The organism is Psychrobacter nivimaris (genome assembly GCF_009812035.1).
GTDB classification, from domain to species: Bacteria; Pseudomonadota; Gammaproteobacteria; order Pseudomonadales; family Moraxellaceae; genus Psychrobacter; species Psychrobacter nivimaris.
Genome location: NZ_VZIZ01000006.1, coordinates 12280 through 29372, shown reverse-complemented (window position 1 = coordinate 29372; position 17093 = coordinate 12280). Strand labels below are relative to the sequence as shown.

Below are 17093 nucleotides of genomic sequence, written 5' to 3'. Positions count from 1 at the left end.
ATACACCACCAACGATTAATATTTATCAACGGCTACAAAATTAGCTTAAAGAAATAAAAGCCAAGCGCGGTTGCCAGTAAAGTCAGCCCAACATGCAAACCGATGAGCGCTAAGCCTGCCAGCAGCCGCCCGTCATGGATAAAGCCAAATACCTCTGCACTAAACGTACTAAAAGTCGTCAATCCACCCAAAAATCCTGTTATCACAAACACGCGTACATGATCAGATAGATTACTTCCCATACGTTCAAACCACACAAGCGCCAGCCCTATCAGCAGTCCGCCTAAAATATTGGCGCTCAGGGTACCGAGTGGCACCCAACCGTGCAAGGCATTAAAACGCGATAGCCAAGCTCGCAGGCAAGCACCAAATGCTGCGCCCAAACCAATAGCAAGCCACTGCATAGACTGTCCTTAATTCATATAAACGTGTTGGACCAAATGCTCATTTATACGGCTGGCAATTCTGTCATCGGCCAACGCGGAATACAGCTAACGGCCAAATCATCAGATTGTCCTGCTTGCAAGCGCTCAAAACCTGCATAAGCAATCATCGCGCCATTGTCCGTACATAGCGCAGGCGGTGCATAATGAACCGTTGCATTGATCTTATCCAGTTCCGCTTCTAACGTCTCGCGCAGATGAGTATTTGCACTGACCCCGCCCGCAATTACTAAGCGGCTCATACCTGCTTGCTTGAGTGCTTTGACACATTTTTTCACTAAGGTATCGACCACCGCATGTTGGAAGCTCGCGGCGATATCTGCGCGAACTTGCGGATCGCTATCAGAACCCTCAGTGTCTTTGATCAGATTATGTACCGCTGTTTTCATACCACTAAATGAAAAATCTAATCCTCGATGAAGCATCGGTCTTGGCAGTGCGTAAGCATCAGGATTACCAGTTTCTGCCAGTTTGGCAATATTAGGGCCGCCAGGATAAGGCAGGCCTAGCATCTTAGCGGCTTTATCAAAGCACTCACCCGCTGCGTCATCTATCGACTCACCTAATATCTCATATTGTCCAACACCGTGAGCAGCAATCAGTAGCGTGTGCCCACCAGATACTAGTAGCGAGACAAAAGGAAACGCCGGAGGGTTTGCACCCATAAGCGGTGCCAAAAGATGCCCTTCCATATGATGAATACCAATCGCTGGAATATCCAAACCATATGCCAAGCTACGACCAAATAGTGCGCCTGTCATCAATGCACCAATTAGACCAGGCCCTTTGGTATAAGCAATCGCATCAATCTCGCTTTTTTTCATATCGCACTGTTCGAGCAGCTCGTTGAGTAATGGCACTAGCTTGCGAATATGATCGCGACTGGCAAGCTCAGGCACAACGCCGCCATAAAGTGCGTGCAGCTCAATCTGAGAGTACAGTACTTGCCCGACCAAACCTTGGTTGTCGCTATTTATTTGCTCACTATCAAAAATCGCTAGCCCCGTCTCATCACAAGAGGTCTCTAAGCCCAATACTTTCATACTTTTGCCTTTATACTTTCGTTTTCGTGCTATTTTTATCGCACTTTTATCTTACATCATTCTGGGAAATTGGATAACGAATACAGCCAGTCACATACTATTTCAAATTCGCTTAATACAGCTGTATATTCTCAGACTGGCATGACAAAAAACGTGCATAAAAAAACCGTCATTGTCAGTCACAATGACGGCCAGTTTAGCAAATTTCAATAGCTGACATACTCTATATATACCGTATCAGCTTACCGACGCTAGCATATAATCAACAGCCGCTTTGACTTGTGCTTCGCTGACACCGTTTACCGCTTGCGCTGGCATTTTATTAAAGCCTTTAGCCGAGTGCATGTACAGCGTCTCTTTATCTTTGGTTAGACGAGCTGTCCAAGCCGCTGTATCACCATACTTTGGCGCATCGAGCAAACCTGCAGCATGACAAACCTGACAATTTGATTCATACAGTTTAGCACCTGCATCTGCGGCCAACACTTCAGGCTCAGAATCAGTTGCAGGTGTTGCCACTGCCTCATCTACTATGTCGGCAGACTCTATTGCTGTTTTTGACTCTGTTGCTGATTCTGTTCCTGACTCATCCACAGTCTCAAGCGTCGCGCCTTCGGCTACAGCTGTTTCTTCTACAGCGGTAGCAGGCTCATCGGCTGCTGCAGGCTCTTCCGTAGCTGTGTTATCACCGCTACAAGCACTCACAGCAAATACCACACTCATGCTGATTACAGACAATTTCAGCTTGTTCATATACGGTTGTATATCAATCATGGTTTTATCCTTACTTAATCAGTCTGCAATCAATTAGTGATACGTTATATCAGCTTAAAGTACTTACGTATACGACCAACGACTGCTTAATATTCAATTGAGCTAATAGTCCATTGACCACTAAATTACTCAGCAGTGGCTGCAGCTGTATCGTCAGTAGCCGCCATATCAGCGCTGTCAGTAGGAGCAGCGGCTGTATCCGTACTATCGGTAGCTGCGGCTTCTGCAGTATCAGCGTCAGCCGTTCCTGCTTCGGCAGTAGCCGTAGCGTCAGCTTCTGTACCCGCTGCATCAGCTGCTGGCATTGGTGCTGTCTCTGGGAACTCCATTTCTTCAGCTGGTGGCGCATTTTTGATGGCAAGCTCAGCAGCTTCGTCAACGCGATCGATTGCCATTACTTCTTCATGCTCTTCACCGCCACTACAAGCGCTCACGCTCACACCTAAAGCTACAATAAGTGCGGTGCTTAATGCCGTGTTAAATACTGTTTTTTTCATTCCAACATCCTCAATAAAATACACACAAAACGGTTCATAGGCTTACTAGGGTCTATTGAACTTTCAAATGTGGTGCTGGCAGTCACTATTTCTTAGACAATATGCAGTAAAATTGTTGAAGCCTAGTCATTCTAGGTTAAACTATTTCGCCATATATTGACAAAAAAGAGTACTGCCCTGAAAGGCTGATGCTAAAATTACCCCAACCCTTGTTGAAAACCTAGCTAAGGTCTCGACATTATCGTCGGTTTTCGCCTAGTTTGGTGTAACTTTAGCCATCAGCAGCCCTAATATTTGAATGTTCAATAGACCCTATAATATGGGAATTATCATAGCATAAACTCCAATCAAACCGTTATAGACGGTAGGGATTTTTTATTGATAAAGCGTTGTATATATGTCGAATTCATAGTTTGAGAGCCAAATTCAAATAGCTATCTAATTGAACACCTTATCGGCAATAAATGCTTAAAATCATTGACTTTGTTGGTATTTTTTATTAAAATACCTGCCCTTACGCTAATGCGTGAGAATTGTCCTAGTTTGAGCTGATGCCTGTAATCTTGAGATATTACGGCTAAATACTAATACACAGCCAAACTAATGCCCTTATATCTCATCCTAATCGAGGAGTCTTCATGCCTGCAGTTAAGGTTAAAGAAAACGAACCAGTTGATATCGCTATTCGTCGTTTCAAACGTGCTTGTGAAAAAGCTGGTGTATTATCAGACGTACGTAAGCGTGAGTTTTATGAAAAACCAACGCAAGTACGTAAGCGTAAAAAAGCTGCTGCCGTAAAGCGTTATAAGAAGAAGTTACAACGCGAAACTATTCGTACCACTCGTATGTACTAATCAGTAATCTGATTAGCTAAGTACAAGCGCTACACTAACGCCACTGTTATCAATCGATATCAGTGGCGTTTTTTATGCTACAATTTTTGTTATTACTGCTGACATAATTTTTTATTAAAACCACTATCAGCAGGTTTTGTTCTAAAATTTAACAAACGACCTCTAACGAATAGCATTTAACAGATCGATAAGGATAATAGCAGTGAGCCAACTTAAACAGACGTTATCAGACAATATCAAAGTTTCAATGAAAGCTCGTGAGCTTGAGCGCGTCAAAGTACTGCGCAATGTACAGTCAGTAGTGAAACAAATCGAGATTGACCGTCAGACAGAGCTTGATGATGCGCAAGTATTAGAAGTGTTGCAAAAGCAGCTAAAGCAGCGCCAAGAATCACTAACTATCTTTACAGAAAACGGCCGTGATGACTTAGCCACAAAAGAGCAGTTTGAGATTGATATTATCAACGAGTTTATGCCGCAGCAAATGAATCAAGACGAGATCATGGCATTAGTAAATGCTGAAATCACTGAGCAAGGTGCGACGTCTATGCGCGATATGGGTAGCGTCATGGGTGTTTTGAAGAATAAAACAGCTGGCCGTGCTGATCCTGCTTTGATTTCTAAAATGGTCAAAGACGCGCTACAAGGCTAGCACTTGCTATTGATTGGCAGGCTACTCTGTACAAATAACCGCCTAAGGCTTAAAGTCTTTGGCGGTTTTTATTGCTTTGAGTTCTGCATTAATATTAGCCAATAACGGACGCGCACTATTGGCCTGATCTGTGGTTTGCAGATTTTCCGTCAACTGTTTGGCCTGTGTCAAAGAGGTCAGCGCACTCTCATAACGCCCGTTCCATAGCTGATCATAACTACGATAGCGCAATGCATTAATCGTCGCGATATTGGCTAACTGTGGTGAGGTGGTTGTCTTAGCAAGTTTTTCATTGGCAAGTTGCAAGCTTTGCCATGCATAACGGTCGCTTGGCTGCTGTTCTGTTAGTGGCTTCAACAGCGCTTGAGCTTTTATCGGTTGATTACTGTTAGTCAGCGCTTCGGCCAGATAAAGACGTAAATCACGGCGCTCAGGATATAGGCGCTGTTGGCTCTCTAAGACATCTACGGTTTGTTGCCATTTGCCTTGTTCACTTAATAACTGACTGTGGGTAATCGACAATAGAGGCTCTAAATTTTGACGCTGCGTGCTTGATAACGCATTTATCTCCGCCAATACCTTATTAGCATCTGTAAAACGCTGCTGCTCTCCATACCAATGCATTAGCGCAAGTTTGGCCCCGAGACTGTTTTTGGCGGCCGTTGTCAACGTCACTTCAGACGCATGTTTACCAGTCACTTGCACACGCCAATACAACAAATCAAACAATGCTTGATGGCGCTGCTGCTGGCTCAATGAGAGCGCTGGATACTGCTGAGCGCGACTTTGTGACTCGCTCAACCGCTCATTACTCAGAGGATGTGAGCGTACAAAGCTCGGTAAAAATTGATTCTCAACTTGATTTAACTGACTCTGCTGATTCATCGTGGCAAAGAACCGTGGCATCGCCCGAGGATCATAACCCGCTTGGGTCATAATCTGCATTCCTACTCGGTCAGCCTCACGTTCGTTACTACGGCTAAACGCCATGCTGCTATTCATCGAAGCCGTCTGACTGCCCATCATCACAGCCGCAGCGGCATCACCATCGACAGCTGAGGCAGCAATCGCGGCTAGCATACCGCCTAGCTGCATCAGCAAGGCTTTTTTACGTTCGTCAGCGCCGCTTTCGTAGTGTCGTTGACTGATATGCGCAACTTCATGCGCGACGACGCTCGCCAGCTCATCCATGCTACTAGCTGACAGTATCGTTCCAGTATTGATACCTATTACGCCGCCAGGCGCTGCAAAGGCATTGATACTGGGGTTATCAATGATAACGACGCCAAGTGGTGCTTGCTGACGAGCTTGGGCATTGAGACGCCACGTCATGTCTTTTATCGTTTCTTGTACCCAAGGATCATGCTCCATTCTGACGCGGCCATTGATATTCTGTAATGACCACTCGCCAAGCATTTTATTTTGATATTGCTCAGCAAAGCTTAAGCCTTGTCCGCGCAGGTTTGGTAGATCTAGCGTTTGCGGATCTGTGACTTGCCACGAGCTATCAGCAAATGGCAACATTTGACTCTCACGACTATGTGCACCGCTGGCCATGGCTAGTAGCATCATTGACAGCCCTACCTTGATACTATTTGGCAAAGCTACACTCATGAAATGACGTTTATCTTTTTGCTTAGACAGCATAATCGGCAAGCCTACAGAGTTGGTGGCTACTAAAGAGTTGTTGCTGTCGGGTCGCTTCGTTCTATGAGCATGGTACAAGTGCATATCCTATAAGATAATTGACGACGTCTTTTCGACTATACGAGCTTGTTTATCCAAGGTCAATTCTACAATGAACTTAACTACCAATAACTTAGCCACCCGTCACGATTGCGCAACATGGCTGTGTAATTATTCATTGGGCTATTATTTATGCAGCAAGTCTCAAGCGTATAACTATTCATCGGGCAATTGCTAATCGCGCAACTCTTGGTTATATGATTCTAGTGAACCGAACACAGCGTTGATTATATTCAACTGCAACTATACATTGTCTATTTGGTATAATAAGCAACAATGATAGTAGGTTTAGATGACTGTGATGGCGACCTCATAATTTATGATTTCTGGATTATGTTCGTACTCAATATCAAAGCCTATTATTAATAAAGCAAATTATAATATAGATATCTACAAGGTTTAAGTTATGCCCGCTGCTAGTGAATTAGTCATCGAACGTGTATCGCATTCTATACAGTTATCAGCGAATTTAACTGATGCACAGCAGAACGACATTGCAAGTTTATTAGAGCTGCTACCGACTGAAAGTCATAACTCAGATAATATAGCTACATCGCAATCTGAACTAAATATAAAAGGTTTCGTTGATGGACGCGGTCTTGCATGTCCGATGCCATTGTTAAAAACTAAGGTCGCATTACGTGATATAACAGTTGGTGAGTCGCTGTACGTGGTTGCAACCGACCCTAACTCACAAGCTGATATCACAGCATTCTGTCGACAAAGCCAGCAATCACAGTCGGCAGATTATTTGGAACTAGTGGTCAATGAAGTTACTGACCACTCGTCAGCTGATGGCACATCATTACAGCGTTTCGCTACAATATATCACTTCATCATTACCAAAACTGATAGCAACTAAGCGCTGCTATCCTTTACAATTAAATCATAAAGATTTTTATCTGACTATTTGCTTAACTATTTAACCAAGGTCAAGAATATGGCTAATACTTCTACTGATGCTGTAAATACAAATAAAAAAGATGGCTCAGCTCCTATAAAAAACGATGCGCGCGATGCTGCACTAAAGGCCGCTGCTCAGCGACCACCTTATGACGCGAGTGCATTGGGCAATACCAGTACGCGTGACTTAGTACCAGCTATGCCAACTCACCTGTCAGCGCCAGGGGTCAACTTGGGTGCATATATCAATACTGTCCATCAAATCCCGATTTTGACGCCAGTACAAGAGCAAGAGTTGGCGCATCGCTATTATGATGAAGGTGATGTCGAAGCCGCTCGTCTACTGGTGATGTCACATCTACGCTTTGTAATTCATATCGCACGTAGCTACTCGGGTTACGGATTGCCGCAAGCAGATTTAATCCAAGAAGGTAACTTAGGATTGATGAAAGCAGTCAAACGTTTTGACCCGAATAAAGGCGTACGTCTGGTGTCGTTTGCCGTACATTGGATTAAAGCTGAAATTCATGAGTTCGTGATTCGCAACTGGCGTATCGTCAAGGTTGCGACCACCAAGGCTCATCGTAAACTGTTCTTTAACTTGCGCAGCCTTAAGAAAACCAACAATCAGCTGACACTAGAAGAAGCGGACGCTATCGCTAATGACTTGAATGTCACGCGCAAGCAAGTGTTAGAGATGGAATCACGTCTAACTTCTTATGACGCTTCGTTCGAGGCGCAGTCAAGCGACGATGATGATGGTCGCTATGCCCCTCAGCTATTTTTGGAAGATGGAATTGATCCAGCTGAGCAGCTAGAGGAAGCGGATTGGGAAGAGAACAACTCATCAGCACTCATCGCTGCGATGGGCACTTTAGATGATCGTTCGCGTGATATCGTCGAACAGCGTTGGTTATCTGAGCAAAAATCCACCTTGCATGAGTTAGCAGCAGTTTACTCTATCTCAGCTGAGCGAGTGCGTCAGATCGAGAAAAATGCTATGGACAAAATCCGTGATGCGATGACCATTGATAGTGTGATTTTGCCAGATGATATTCAGTAGCCTTAAGATGATACGAGCTGTTCAATGATAAATTGGATCGGTATTGCCGCAATTAATATGGCTATTGCTGTTGCTCTGGGCGCATTTGGTGCGCATGGTCTAGAAGGTCATGTCAGCATACAGCAGCTCGAGTGGTGGCATACGGCAACGCTGTATTTGTTCGTACATGCGCTAGGATTATTGCTTGTTGGCTTACTGATTCGTTTAAAATATATTACTCAGACGACCGCTTGGTTACTACAAATTGGCATTGTCATTTTTGCTGGTAGCTTATATGCAATGACGCTTGGTGCACCGCGCTGGTTCGGTGCGATTACGCCTATTGGTGGCGTTCTCATGATTGCAGGTTGGCTATGGTTGGCCGTTTCCGCTTTTCGATTGAAAGACTCAGTTAACTGAGCTGTTCAATAGTTATTGTTATTTTTAGCTCTTTGCATCAGCTGCAACGAACTATCAGTAATAAAGCAAAAGATACGCAGTGAATAGCAGATAAACAGGAATTTTAAAATATTAGGGAGTATTTAATATGAGCACCATTAGTGTCAATGGTAAAAGCTTGCAAACCACTCATCAGACTGTACAACTGGTTATCAATGAGCTTGGTCTTAGCCAAGGTCGTTACGCTGTAGAAGTAGACGGCGAGCTGACGCCAAAGAGCGAGCTTGCTCAACTGCGTATCGTAGAAGGTATGAATATCGAAGTAGTACAAGCCGTCGGCGGCGGTTAATAATGTTAAGACAGATAAGCTTGAGCTGACAGCTAGTTCATTTTGGTTCTAAGTTTACTAGCACTAAAAAAGACCTCAACGTATTACACGTTAGAGGTCTTTTTTTATGTCAATTACAAACTAATGCAGTAGCTACTTATAAATTTTTTATTCTCTTAGTCTACTTTCACTAGCTTGTAACGATAATGTTCAAATTTTTAAACTCGAACTATGCTGCTGGTACTGCTTCTGCAGGGGTTAGATCCTGATAGCGACTATCGCGTCCTGCACCCTGAGTCTTTTTGCGCTCTTGACGGGTTTTGTACTTACGTACTTGTCTATCTAGCTTGTCTGCCATTTCATTAATGGCTTTATACATATCATCTTCATACGCTTGGACAAACATTTCTTGACCCGAGACACGCATAATTGCTTCAGCTTTATGGCTCTTTTTACCGCCGTCACTAGTACCGCTATTGTCTAACGATAAAATCACTTGAATACTTTGTATCTGATCGAAGTGACGCTCTACTTTTTCAAGCTTCTCGCGTACTGCTGTGTCCATAGCTTCTGTAACGCTGATATGATGACCACTGATAGAAACATTCATATTGTTGTCCTTTTATTTGTAACTTACAATCAACAGATGAGGTAGCATTCTTGCTTTTGTCATCCTGCCTTACCAATAACTACTCCAATGCCTCTAGTAATGTGTCGACGTATCCTTTTATCGTCTCCTTTATTAATTGTAAATAAATACTATAAATCGGCACTTGGTTTTCGTTGTTGGTATGACTCTAATTTGTCATGAAAATCGCCCAGTAGCAAGCCATTAAATTGTAATTAAGTGTAACAATACCTATTATTTCTACTTGGTTTCTATATAATCAAAAAATTTTATTTTTTATATCTCGATTACACTATACAGACAGGTAGCCATTAACCTTGTAGAAAGATGAACTTAGATAATTAATATTTCTGTTTGCGCTGAGTAGACGAGCCAATGTTCATTGCTTCACGATATTTGGCGACGGTTCTTCTGGCTATATCAATACCATCTGCTAACAGCTCATCTTTAATACGACTGTCTGATAAGGGCTTTTTGGGATCTTCGTCAGCGATGAGCTTTTTAATCATGGCACTGATAGCGGTCGATGAGATATCTCCATCAGCACTACTCACGTGAGATGAGAAAAAGTGTTTCAAAGAAAACAACCCTTGCGGCGTTAAGATGGTTTTACTGGTGGTAAGGCGTGAGACCGTAGACTCGTGCAAGTCAACTTCTTCAGCAATTGCTTTTAATATCAGAGGTTGCATGGCGGTTGCCCCATGCTGCAGGAACTCTTGTTGATAGCGTACAATGCTAGTCGCTACTTTTAGTAGATTTTGATTGCGCTCTTCGATACTACGAATAAACAATCGAGCATCGGTGAGGTTTTCGCGCAGATATTGATTGTCAGGACTGTCATCGCCACGCTTGACCAAGTTGGCATATTCTTGGTTTACGCGTAGTTTTGGTAAGGTATCTGGATTAAGGCGTACATACCAGCCATCTTCTTCTGCTTCAGAGTTACTTGTCGCCTTATTGTTTCTAATAGGTGTGACCAACACATCTGGAATATCATAGCTCTCAGGCGGCTGGGCATAGTCAGGCTGGCTAGACTGAAACAGCAGCCCTGGCGAAGCGTTTAAGGTACGTAGTAGCGTAAGTGCAGGTGTGATGTATTCTGGTACAAGCCCTGTGCGTTCAGTCAGTGCTTTAATATTATTACTGACTAAATGCTCGCTCGCTGATAGCAGCGCTTGGGCTTCTTGTAGGTATTCGGTGCGGGCATCTAGCTTAGATAGCTGAATCGATAAGCACTCGCTTAAATGACGCGCCCCTACGCCAACTGGATCACAGGACTGGATAATACGTAATACCGTCAAGACTTCTTCTTTTTCAACGCGCTCATCCCATTGATAGAAACTTGCCATCGTATCAAAGCTCTGTAGCAGCTCATCTATATCAATTCGAATAAAGCCCATGTCATCCATGGAGTCTATTAAATACTCTGCAATCAGCGTATCGGCCTCTGATAGACGCTTAAAGTTCAGCTGCCAGCGCACATGATCTTGAATGGTGGACGAAGTACCGCCTTGGTAACTATCAAAATCTTCATCACCCCTACTATTGCCAGAGCCCGTGGCGGTGGAGGCATAGTTACCCGTGTCAAAGCTACCTATATCAAAGCTATCGGCATCTGAACTGCCGTAGCTATCTACATCTATTGCACTATCATCGATATTAGGCTGTTGAAGCTTATCCAAACTATCACTGAAGCTATCGCTACTATCGCCGCTGTACTCTGTACTGGTAGTAGGTACTGAGTCAAATGAGTCACTGCTACTTTGATTCCAGCTATCAAGCGTCAACGGCTCGCTCCACTCCTCTATTTCATCGTCACCACTGTCGTATTTGTCATCGTTTTCGATACGTTCAAGTAATGGATTACTATCTAGTTTTGCCTGAACCTCTTGTGCGAGCTCAAGACTAGAGAGCTGCAGCAATTTTATGGCTTGCTGCATTTGCGGGGTTAGCTTTTGTGAGTTGCTCAGCGTGGTCGCCAATCCGAACGACATACTCATGGGCGGCTTATTGCACTCCGATCTTAGTGATATTGTGTTTATTCTGTCAGTAAAAGTAACGACATAAATCTTATCAGGACATGACGATAGCATTTTTTGCCACAATTTTGCTATGATAATTTATGTTTTGTCCGGATACGTTTGGTTTGCTATCGCTAGTAAACTATCATCTTGGCAAGGATGAGCAACCCATAAATACGAGCAGTCTGCTCATTACCGCGAAAATATTATAATAAATAAATTACGGTAAATGGCCAATACAGCTCACACCCAATAGGAATATTGTCATGAATTCAAGTAACCATCAACTTAACGTCGCTGCTATTCAAATGAACAGTCAGCAGAATATTGAGGATAATCTAGCAGATATCAAAGCCGCTATCACAGACGCACAAGCTCAAGGGGCTGAGCTTGTTGTATTGCCTGAGAACTGCTGTAGTATGGGACAGCAATCTGCTACTGCTGAGCGTTTTGATGACTTATCAGCGACGATAGCAGATTACGCCCGCACCGCTGGTATCCATGTACTAGCAGGCTCGTTACCCTGCCATTATCGCCCTGATGGCACTGTCGTTCCTGATGGTAGATTGCGCCAAGTGAGCCAGCTGTTTGCACCAGATGGCACCCGCGTCGCACGCTACGATAAGATTCATCTATTTACCGCAACTGTGGCCGATAAGCATGGCAGCTATAACGAAGCGGCGACCTTTGAGCCAGGTACCCAGACCGTGATTGCGCCATTAGCAGTAGGCAATACAGTCTATCAACTCGGCATGATGGTATGTTTTGATTTACGTTTTCCGGCATTGGCGCAGCGTCTGCGACAAGCTGGTGCTGAACTATTGAGTGCCCCTTCTGCCTTTACTTACTTGACTGGACAATCGCACTGGTCGTTGTTGTTACGTGCGCGTGCTCTAGATAGTCAATGTATGGTCATTGGCGCAGCGCAAGGTGGTGAGCATCTCTACAAAGATGGTAGTACCCGTCAGACATGGGGACATGCAGCTATTACAGCGTTTGATAGTAGTGTTATCACAAGCTATGACGATAGCGAACTGGATAAACAATATGCCATCGTCATGGCGTCATTAGACAAGCAAGCGCAAGAGCAAGGCCGCCAAAAACTACCTATCTTTGATTGCCATCGTTTGGCGTAGATTGTGAAATTCAGTGGATTTCGTGTCTAATTGCTAGGACAAGTCTTCATTTTGAGCATGAGTTGCTCGTGGATGGGCACGATCATAAACCTGCGTTAATTTTGCAAAATCAACGTGGGTATAAATTTGCGTGGTGCTAATATCACTATGCCCGAGCATCTCTTGTACGGCGCGCAAGTCACCACTGCCTGACAGCATATGTGATGCAAAACAATGACGCAGTAGATGAGGATACATGTTTTGGGCGATACCTGCGCGGGTAGCAGCAATTTTTAAACGCTGCTGCACTGCCCGTGTTGATAATCTGGTACCGAGCTTTTCACTGATGAATAATGCGCTATCCATCTGCTCTACCCATAGGTTACGATGCGGCAGGTAACAATTAATTGCTTCTGCTGCCTTTATCCCTAATGGCACTAGCCGTGTTTTATTACCCTTACCCGTGACTCGTACCCGTAAATCAGACAAGTCTACATCTGCCATATCGAGTGCAACCAACTCGCCAACACGCAAGCCACTACTATAGAGCAATTCGAACATAGCTTTATCACGTAACCATAAGCGCGCTTGCTCTGGTGTATCAGGCATCTCTTGATCGAGTAGCTGAGTTAGTAAATCGACATCAGCGATAGAAGGCAGCGGTCTAGGACTACGCTTAAGCTGATAGCCAGTGGTTGGGTTGATACGTGCTAGCGCTTCTTCAATCAGCCAACCATAAAAATGCCGAATCGCAGACAGCTCTTGCTGGACACTGGCAAGCGCCAACTTGTCTTCATCAAGACGTTGACTAATATGCTGGGCAAGTTGCCGTTTATCACAGCGTGTCCACGTTAGACGCTTCCCACGTAAAAACAACGCCAGTTGATTTAAACCAGCAAAATAAGCGGTCAGAGTATGCGGCGAATGGTTGCGCACAGACAATGTATTGAGCCAACGATGCACAGGTGCGAGTAGCTCTCGTAAGACAGCGTCGGATTCTATAGTGGCGGCCAGCTCAGTAGATAGCCAAGGTGCCGAGCTCGCCGCCTGAGTGTCTTTATTGGTAGACATAACCATACTAGAACCATCCTTGGTATTTATACGATTGGCCTAACAACAGTTATCAGCCTTCAGCATTGGGTTTAAGGCCCGCTTGTGCCATCAGGCCATCTGGACTAAATACGCCTTCATAGACGAAAGCGGTCGGACCCGTCATCGTAACTGAATAACCTGGCTGCCATTTGATAATCATACTGCCACCATATAGCTGTGCGCGAACTTCCTCACCCTCATCAAGCCAGCCTTCACGTATACCAACGGCCACTGCTGCACACGCGCCCGTACCACAAGCTTGCGTCTCACCCACACCGCGCTCGTACACACGTAGACGAATATGGCGCTGATTCATCACTTGCATAAAGCCCACATTGACGCGATCTGGAAATGCAGGATGCGACTCAATTGCCTTACCCAAAGTCTCGACCTCAGCATCGAGTACGTCATCGACTTTTATCACAGCGTGCGGGTTGCCCATATTGGCAACGTACAGCTGTACAGGCGTACCATTTACATCAAGATGATAGGTGTTTTGAATTTTGGTTGTCGCTCTTGGACTAAAAGGAATCTCATCTGGCTCAAATTTAGGCTTGCCCATATCGACATCTACCCAACCGTAACGATCAGTAGTCAGAGAAATAATACCGCTAGCCGTCTCAACGCGTAGACGCTGCTTAAATGACAGTTTACGTGCTTGCACAAAACGCGCGAAACAACGCGCGCCGTTGCCACACTGTTCGACTTCGGTGCCATCAGTGTTAAAGATACGATAACTGAAATCGACATCAGGGCGCATGGGTGGCTCGACTACGAGCAGCTGATCAAAACCAATGCCTAGATGACGATCGCCCAATAACTGCACCAAATCCTTGGTCAAATCTAAGCGCTGGGTCACTAAATCAATGACCATGAAATCATTACCCAACCCATGCATTTTAGTAAACTCTATTAGCATATCTTTGATGTCCTATCCTATTTTTATGTATGCCTTATATTAGCACGCTGTCAGATACAATCATAATAATACCAATCCCAAAAAATACGATTAGCGGTGTCAAACTTGTTTAGTCTACAGTGAGTAGTACTTGCACTCGTTTTCCTTGCTACTCTAATTTTTGTGAATGATGTTGCCTTCAACTAAAGGCATGCCTTCAATTAAAAATCAGCTTTAATTAAAAACACTTCCCTCAAAATCCAGTCATAAAAAAACCCATTGTCATTATCACAATGGGTTCTCTTCAACCATCAAATACGGCGATAGTTTTGGCTCGTCTTTAATCGCCTTACTGCGCCTGCCACAGTGCTTCATCTGCATATAACGCTTCAATCGTTTCGCGCTTGCGGATTAGCTGATGACTATCACCAGACACCATCACTTCGCTAGCACGTGGGCGTGAGTTGTAATTACTACTCATGGTAAAGCCGTAAGCACCTGCACCTGTGATGGCCAGTACATCGCCTGTGGCCAATGATAGTAGGCGGTCTTTTGCCAAGAAATCACCCGTCTCACAAATTGCGCCAACGATGTCCCATGGCTGCGTGCCATCCGTATCGATACCATCGCTAGGCAATACGCTTGGAATCACGGCCATTTCAGCTTGATATAAAGCAGGACGAATCAAGTCATTCATGGCGGCATCAACGATCGCAAAGTTCTTATGCTCAGTCGGCTTGAGTACATCAACTTGAGTCAGTAGCACGCCAGCATTGGCAACGATACTACGACCTGGCTCAAAGAACACAGTCAAACCAAGTTCGCTAAGTTTTGGCAATAAGGCTTGGGCAAACTCATCGATAGACACAGGTGTCTCATCAATATAGCGCACACCCAAACCACCGCCCAAATCAATATGCTGTAACTCAATACCAGCATTACGCAGGCTATGTATCAGCTCAATAACTTTATCTAATGCTGCAACAAACGGCTCTACTTCAGTCAACTGTGAGCCAATATGACAATCAATACCAACGATGTCGATATGTGATAAATCGGCCGCTTGCTGATAGACCGCTAGTGCGTCTTCGTGAGTGATACCGAACTTGTTGTCTTTGAGACCTGTTGAGATATATGGATGGGTTTTGGCATCGACGTTAGGGTTGACGCGTAACGAGATTGGCGCAGGCTTATCAAGTGACTTTGCCACATCATTGATTAAAGTCAGCTCGCTGATAGACTCAACATTAAAACAGCCAATACCTTGAGTCAGCGCGTATTCGATATCACTGTACGTTTTGCCAACGCCTGAAAATACCACACGTGATGCTGCGCCACCTGCCGCCAACACGCGCATAAGCTCACCGCGAGAGACAATGTCAAACCCAGCGCCCGCCTGTGCCAAGACACCAAGCACGGCAAGGTTAGAGTTTGCTTTTACGGCATAGCACACTTGATGATTCAGACTGGCAAAGCTATCGGTATAAGCTTGATAAACGTCCAATATTGCTTGCTTTGAATACACGTAGCATGGTGTGCCATATTGTTTTGCTAGCTCATCGATACTGACCTGCTCCATATACAATGCATCGCCGCGATAGCTTAGCGCTGGCAAGTGAGCACTCAACGCTTTCGGGTCAACATACAACCCTCGCTCAGTTTGGATAGTAACGGATTCGCCAGTAGTAGAATCGGTTAAGTCAGCAGGTAGTTCAGAATGACTCATATAAACATCTCTAATATAATCAGATTAACAAGGGTGAAAATTAAATTTAGGTAGCAAAACTCTAAAGCTATGTAGTTAATCAGGCAGTAAAGAATCGACAGTTAGTTAAACTGTTAATTAAAAAGCACCTAACCGCTATCCATTGGCTCAGCTTAGCAACTATTAGCCTAGTAATTAATAGCTTAGCAATTAATAGTCGTTGGGGTCAGTACTAGGCTCAGGCAGTACAATTTGCTCTTCGAAGTAGCGGTTTTTTTGATAGTTATCATCATCGATACCCGCAAAGGCTGCATCTTGTGGATGGCTAGTACTATTAAGTACAGACGCACTGCCCTCTATCGTTTGACTACTAGAGTCTGCCAAATATAGATCGCCTTTTTGCCCGCAGCCTGACAATCCTACCATAACCACACTGCCAATAAATAAAGTGGCGACAGCCTGACGACTGGTACGAGCGAACGAGCTAGCATGCTTGGCTGCTGAAGGGCTGTGTATAGTAGACATATAATAGATAACCTGTGAGCTTACGACGGCATAATGGCGATAGTAAATCGTGATAAATAAAAAATAAGTGGACAGCCAAACCGACAGCGAAAGCACTATCGTTATGACCATTTTCATCATAGCATTATTACATAAAGCTGTATGGATACTGAATATGATTGGTGAATAAATTTGCGTGATGTTGGATATTTTCTAAAACATTAGTCGGATTTTTATAGTAATATCGTCTGCGAGCTTAGATATGAATGTATGACATATGGGTGTCTCGACAATATTTCTTACAATTTTGTGAGCAATAGCACTGTTATGCCGCCCATACAGGTTATCCATTTATAGTTCTATAACTCACTGAATATAATTGATTTATTCTGTATTTAGCCATTTATTAATCACACATTTTAAACCTTGCCCCTGTCGTGGTGTAGAAA

Annotated in this window: 18 protein-coding genes; 7 read left to right on the top strand and 11 right to left on the bottom strand. The window is 44.2% G+C overall.

The genetic code is table 11. The features are described from left to right. Positions 1 to 32: 32 nt before the first annotated feature. The 4 genes from crcB to FQV37_RS01885 all read right to left on the bottom strand — a co-directional run bounded on the left by crcB (position 33) and on the right by FQV37_RS01885 (position 2757). A complete protein-coding gene (gene crcB, locus FQV37_RS01900) occupies positions 33 to 404 on the bottom strand; it encodes a fluoride efflux transporter CrcB (RefSeq protein WP_160021062.1) in 372 nt (123 codons plus the stop codon). A 44-nt stretch (positions 405 to 448) separates the two neighbouring features. Then, on the bottom strand, positions 449 to 1486 hold the full coding sequence (gene tsaD / locus FQV37_RS01895; protein ID WP_160021061.1) for a tRNA (adenosine(37)-N6)-threonylcarbamoyltransferase complex transferase subunit TsaD: 1038 nt from the start codon (positions 1484 to 1486) through the stop codon (positions 449 to 451). Between the two features lie 237 nt (positions 1487 to 1723). Beyond that, positions 1724 to 2260: a c-type cytochrome gene (locus tag FQV37_RS01890; RefSeq protein WP_160021060.1), complete on the bottom strand. Its 537-nt coding sequence runs from the start codon at positions 2258 to 2260 to the stop codon at positions 1724 to 1726. A 125-nt stretch (positions 2261 to 2385) separates the two neighbouring features. Next, positions 2386 to 2757, bottom strand: coding sequence for a hypothetical protein (locus tag FQV37_RS01885; protein ID WP_160021059.1), 372 nt, complete (start codon positions 2755 to 2757; stop codon positions 2386 to 2388). A gap of 638 nt (positions 2758 to 3395) precedes the next feature. Here FQV37_RS01885 and rpsU point away from each other — a divergent pair. Next, the gene (gene rpsU / locus FQV37_RS01880; RefSeq protein WP_010195908.1) at positions 3396 to 3611 is read left to right on the top strand and encodes a 30S ribosomal protein S21; all 216 of its coding nucleotides are present in this window, start codon (positions 3396 to 3398) and stop codon (positions 3609 to 3611) included. Positions 3612 to 3813: 202 nt separating this feature from the next. Further along, the gene (locus tag FQV37_RS01875; protein ID WP_160021058.1) at positions 3814 to 4263 is read left to right on the top strand and encodes a GatB/YqeY domain-containing protein; all 450 of its coding nucleotides are present in this window, start codon (positions 3814 to 3816) and stop codon (positions 4261 to 4263) included. A gap of 42 nt (positions 4264 to 4305) precedes the next feature. Here FQV37_RS01875 and FQV37_RS01870 read toward each other — a convergent pair whose 3' ends face one another. Continuing rightward, positions 4306 to 5988 (bottom strand): M48 family metalloprotease, encoded by a 1683-nt coding sequence (locus tag FQV37_RS01870; RefSeq protein ID WP_240990909.1) that lies wholly within the window; start codon positions 5986 to 5988, stop codon positions 4306 to 4308. 427 nt (positions 5989 to 6415) lie between these two features. Between FQV37_RS01870 and FQV37_RS01865 the strand changes: the two genes are divergently transcribed. The 4 genes from FQV37_RS01865 to thiS all read left to right on the top strand — a co-directional run bounded on the left by FQV37_RS01865 (position 6416) and on the right by thiS (position 8702). Continuing rightward, positions 6416 to 6871 (top strand): sulfurtransferase TusA family protein, encoded by a 456-nt coding sequence (locus FQV37_RS01865; RefSeq protein ID WP_160021057.1) that lies wholly within the window; start codon positions 6416 to 6418, stop codon positions 6869 to 6871. Positions 6872 to 7111: 240 nt separating this feature from the next. After that, positions 7112 to 7975, top strand: coding sequence for an RNA polymerase sigma factor RpoH (rpoH, locus tag FQV37_RS01860; RefSeq protein WP_197099889.1), 864 nt, complete (start codon positions 7112 to 7114; stop codon positions 7973 to 7975). A gap of 24 nt (positions 7976 to 7999) precedes the next feature. Next, positions 8000 to 8374: a DUF423 domain-containing protein gene (locus FQV37_RS01855; RefSeq protein WP_160021056.1), complete on the top strand. Its 375-nt coding sequence runs from the start codon at positions 8000 to 8002 to the stop codon at positions 8372 to 8374. A gap of 127 nt (positions 8375 to 8501) precedes the next feature. After that, entirely contained in the window at positions 8502 to 8702 is a 201-nt protein-coding gene (gene thiS, locus FQV37_RS01850) for a sulfur carrier protein ThiS (protein ID WP_101205102.1), read from the top strand. A gap of 208 nt (positions 8703 to 8910) precedes the next feature. Here thiS and hpf read toward each other — a convergent pair whose 3' ends face one another. Next, positions 8911 to 9291 (bottom strand): ribosome hibernation-promoting factor, HPF/YfiA family, encoded by a 381-nt coding sequence (gene hpf, locus FQV37_RS01845; protein WP_102090835.1) that lies wholly within the window; start codon positions 9289 to 9291, stop codon positions 8911 to 8913. 359 nt (positions 9292 to 9650) lie between these two features. After that, positions 9651 to 11309 carry an RNA polymerase factor sigma-54 gene (rpoN, locus tag FQV37_RS01840; RefSeq protein WP_160021055.1) on the bottom strand — a complete coding sequence of 553 codons (1659 nt, stop codon included), beginning with the start codon at positions 11307 to 11309 and terminating at the stop codon, positions 9651 to 9653. 287 nt (positions 11310 to 11596) lie between these two features. On the opposite strand from rpoN, the gene FQV37_RS01835 reads away from it, so the two are divergent. After that, complete coding sequence (locus tag FQV37_RS01835; RefSeq protein WP_160021054.1) at positions 11597 to 12466, top strand: nitrilase-related carbon-nitrogen hydrolase; 870 nt, start codon at positions 11597 to 11599, stop codon at positions 12464 to 12466. 33 nt (positions 12467 to 12499) lie between these two features. Here the strand turns inward: FQV37_RS01835 and FQV37_RS01830 are convergent, their stop codons facing one another. The 4 genes from FQV37_RS01830 to lptM all read right to left on the bottom strand — a co-directional run bounded on the left by FQV37_RS01830 (position 12500) and on the right by lptM (position 16665). Beyond that, on the bottom strand, positions 12500 to 13522 hold the full coding sequence (locus tag FQV37_RS01830) for a tyrosine recombinase XerC (RefSeq protein ID WP_160021053.1): 1023 nt from the start codon (positions 13520 to 13522) through the stop codon (positions 12500 to 12502). A 46-nt stretch (positions 13523 to 13568) separates the two neighbouring features. Continuing rightward, positions 13569 to 14456: a diaminopimelate epimerase gene (gene dapF / locus FQV37_RS01825; RefSeq protein ID WP_057758121.1), complete on the bottom strand. Its 888-nt coding sequence runs from the start codon at positions 14454 to 14456 to the stop codon at positions 13569 to 13571. Between the two features lie 328 nt (positions 14457 to 14784). Further along, positions 14785 to 16014 carry a diaminopimelate decarboxylase gene (gene lysA / locus FQV37_RS01820; protein WP_205962043.1) on the bottom strand — a complete coding sequence of 410 codons (1230 nt, stop codon included), beginning with the start codon at positions 16012 to 16014 and terminating at the stop codon, positions 14785 to 14787. Positions 16015 to 16350: 336 nt separating this feature from the next. Further along, positions 16351 to 16665 (bottom strand): LPS translocon maturation chaperone LptM, encoded by a 315-nt coding sequence (lptM, locus tag FQV37_RS01815; protein ID WP_160021051.1) that lies wholly within the window; start codon positions 16663 to 16665, stop codon positions 16351 to 16353. Positions 16666 to 17093 lie beyond the last annotated feature (428 nt).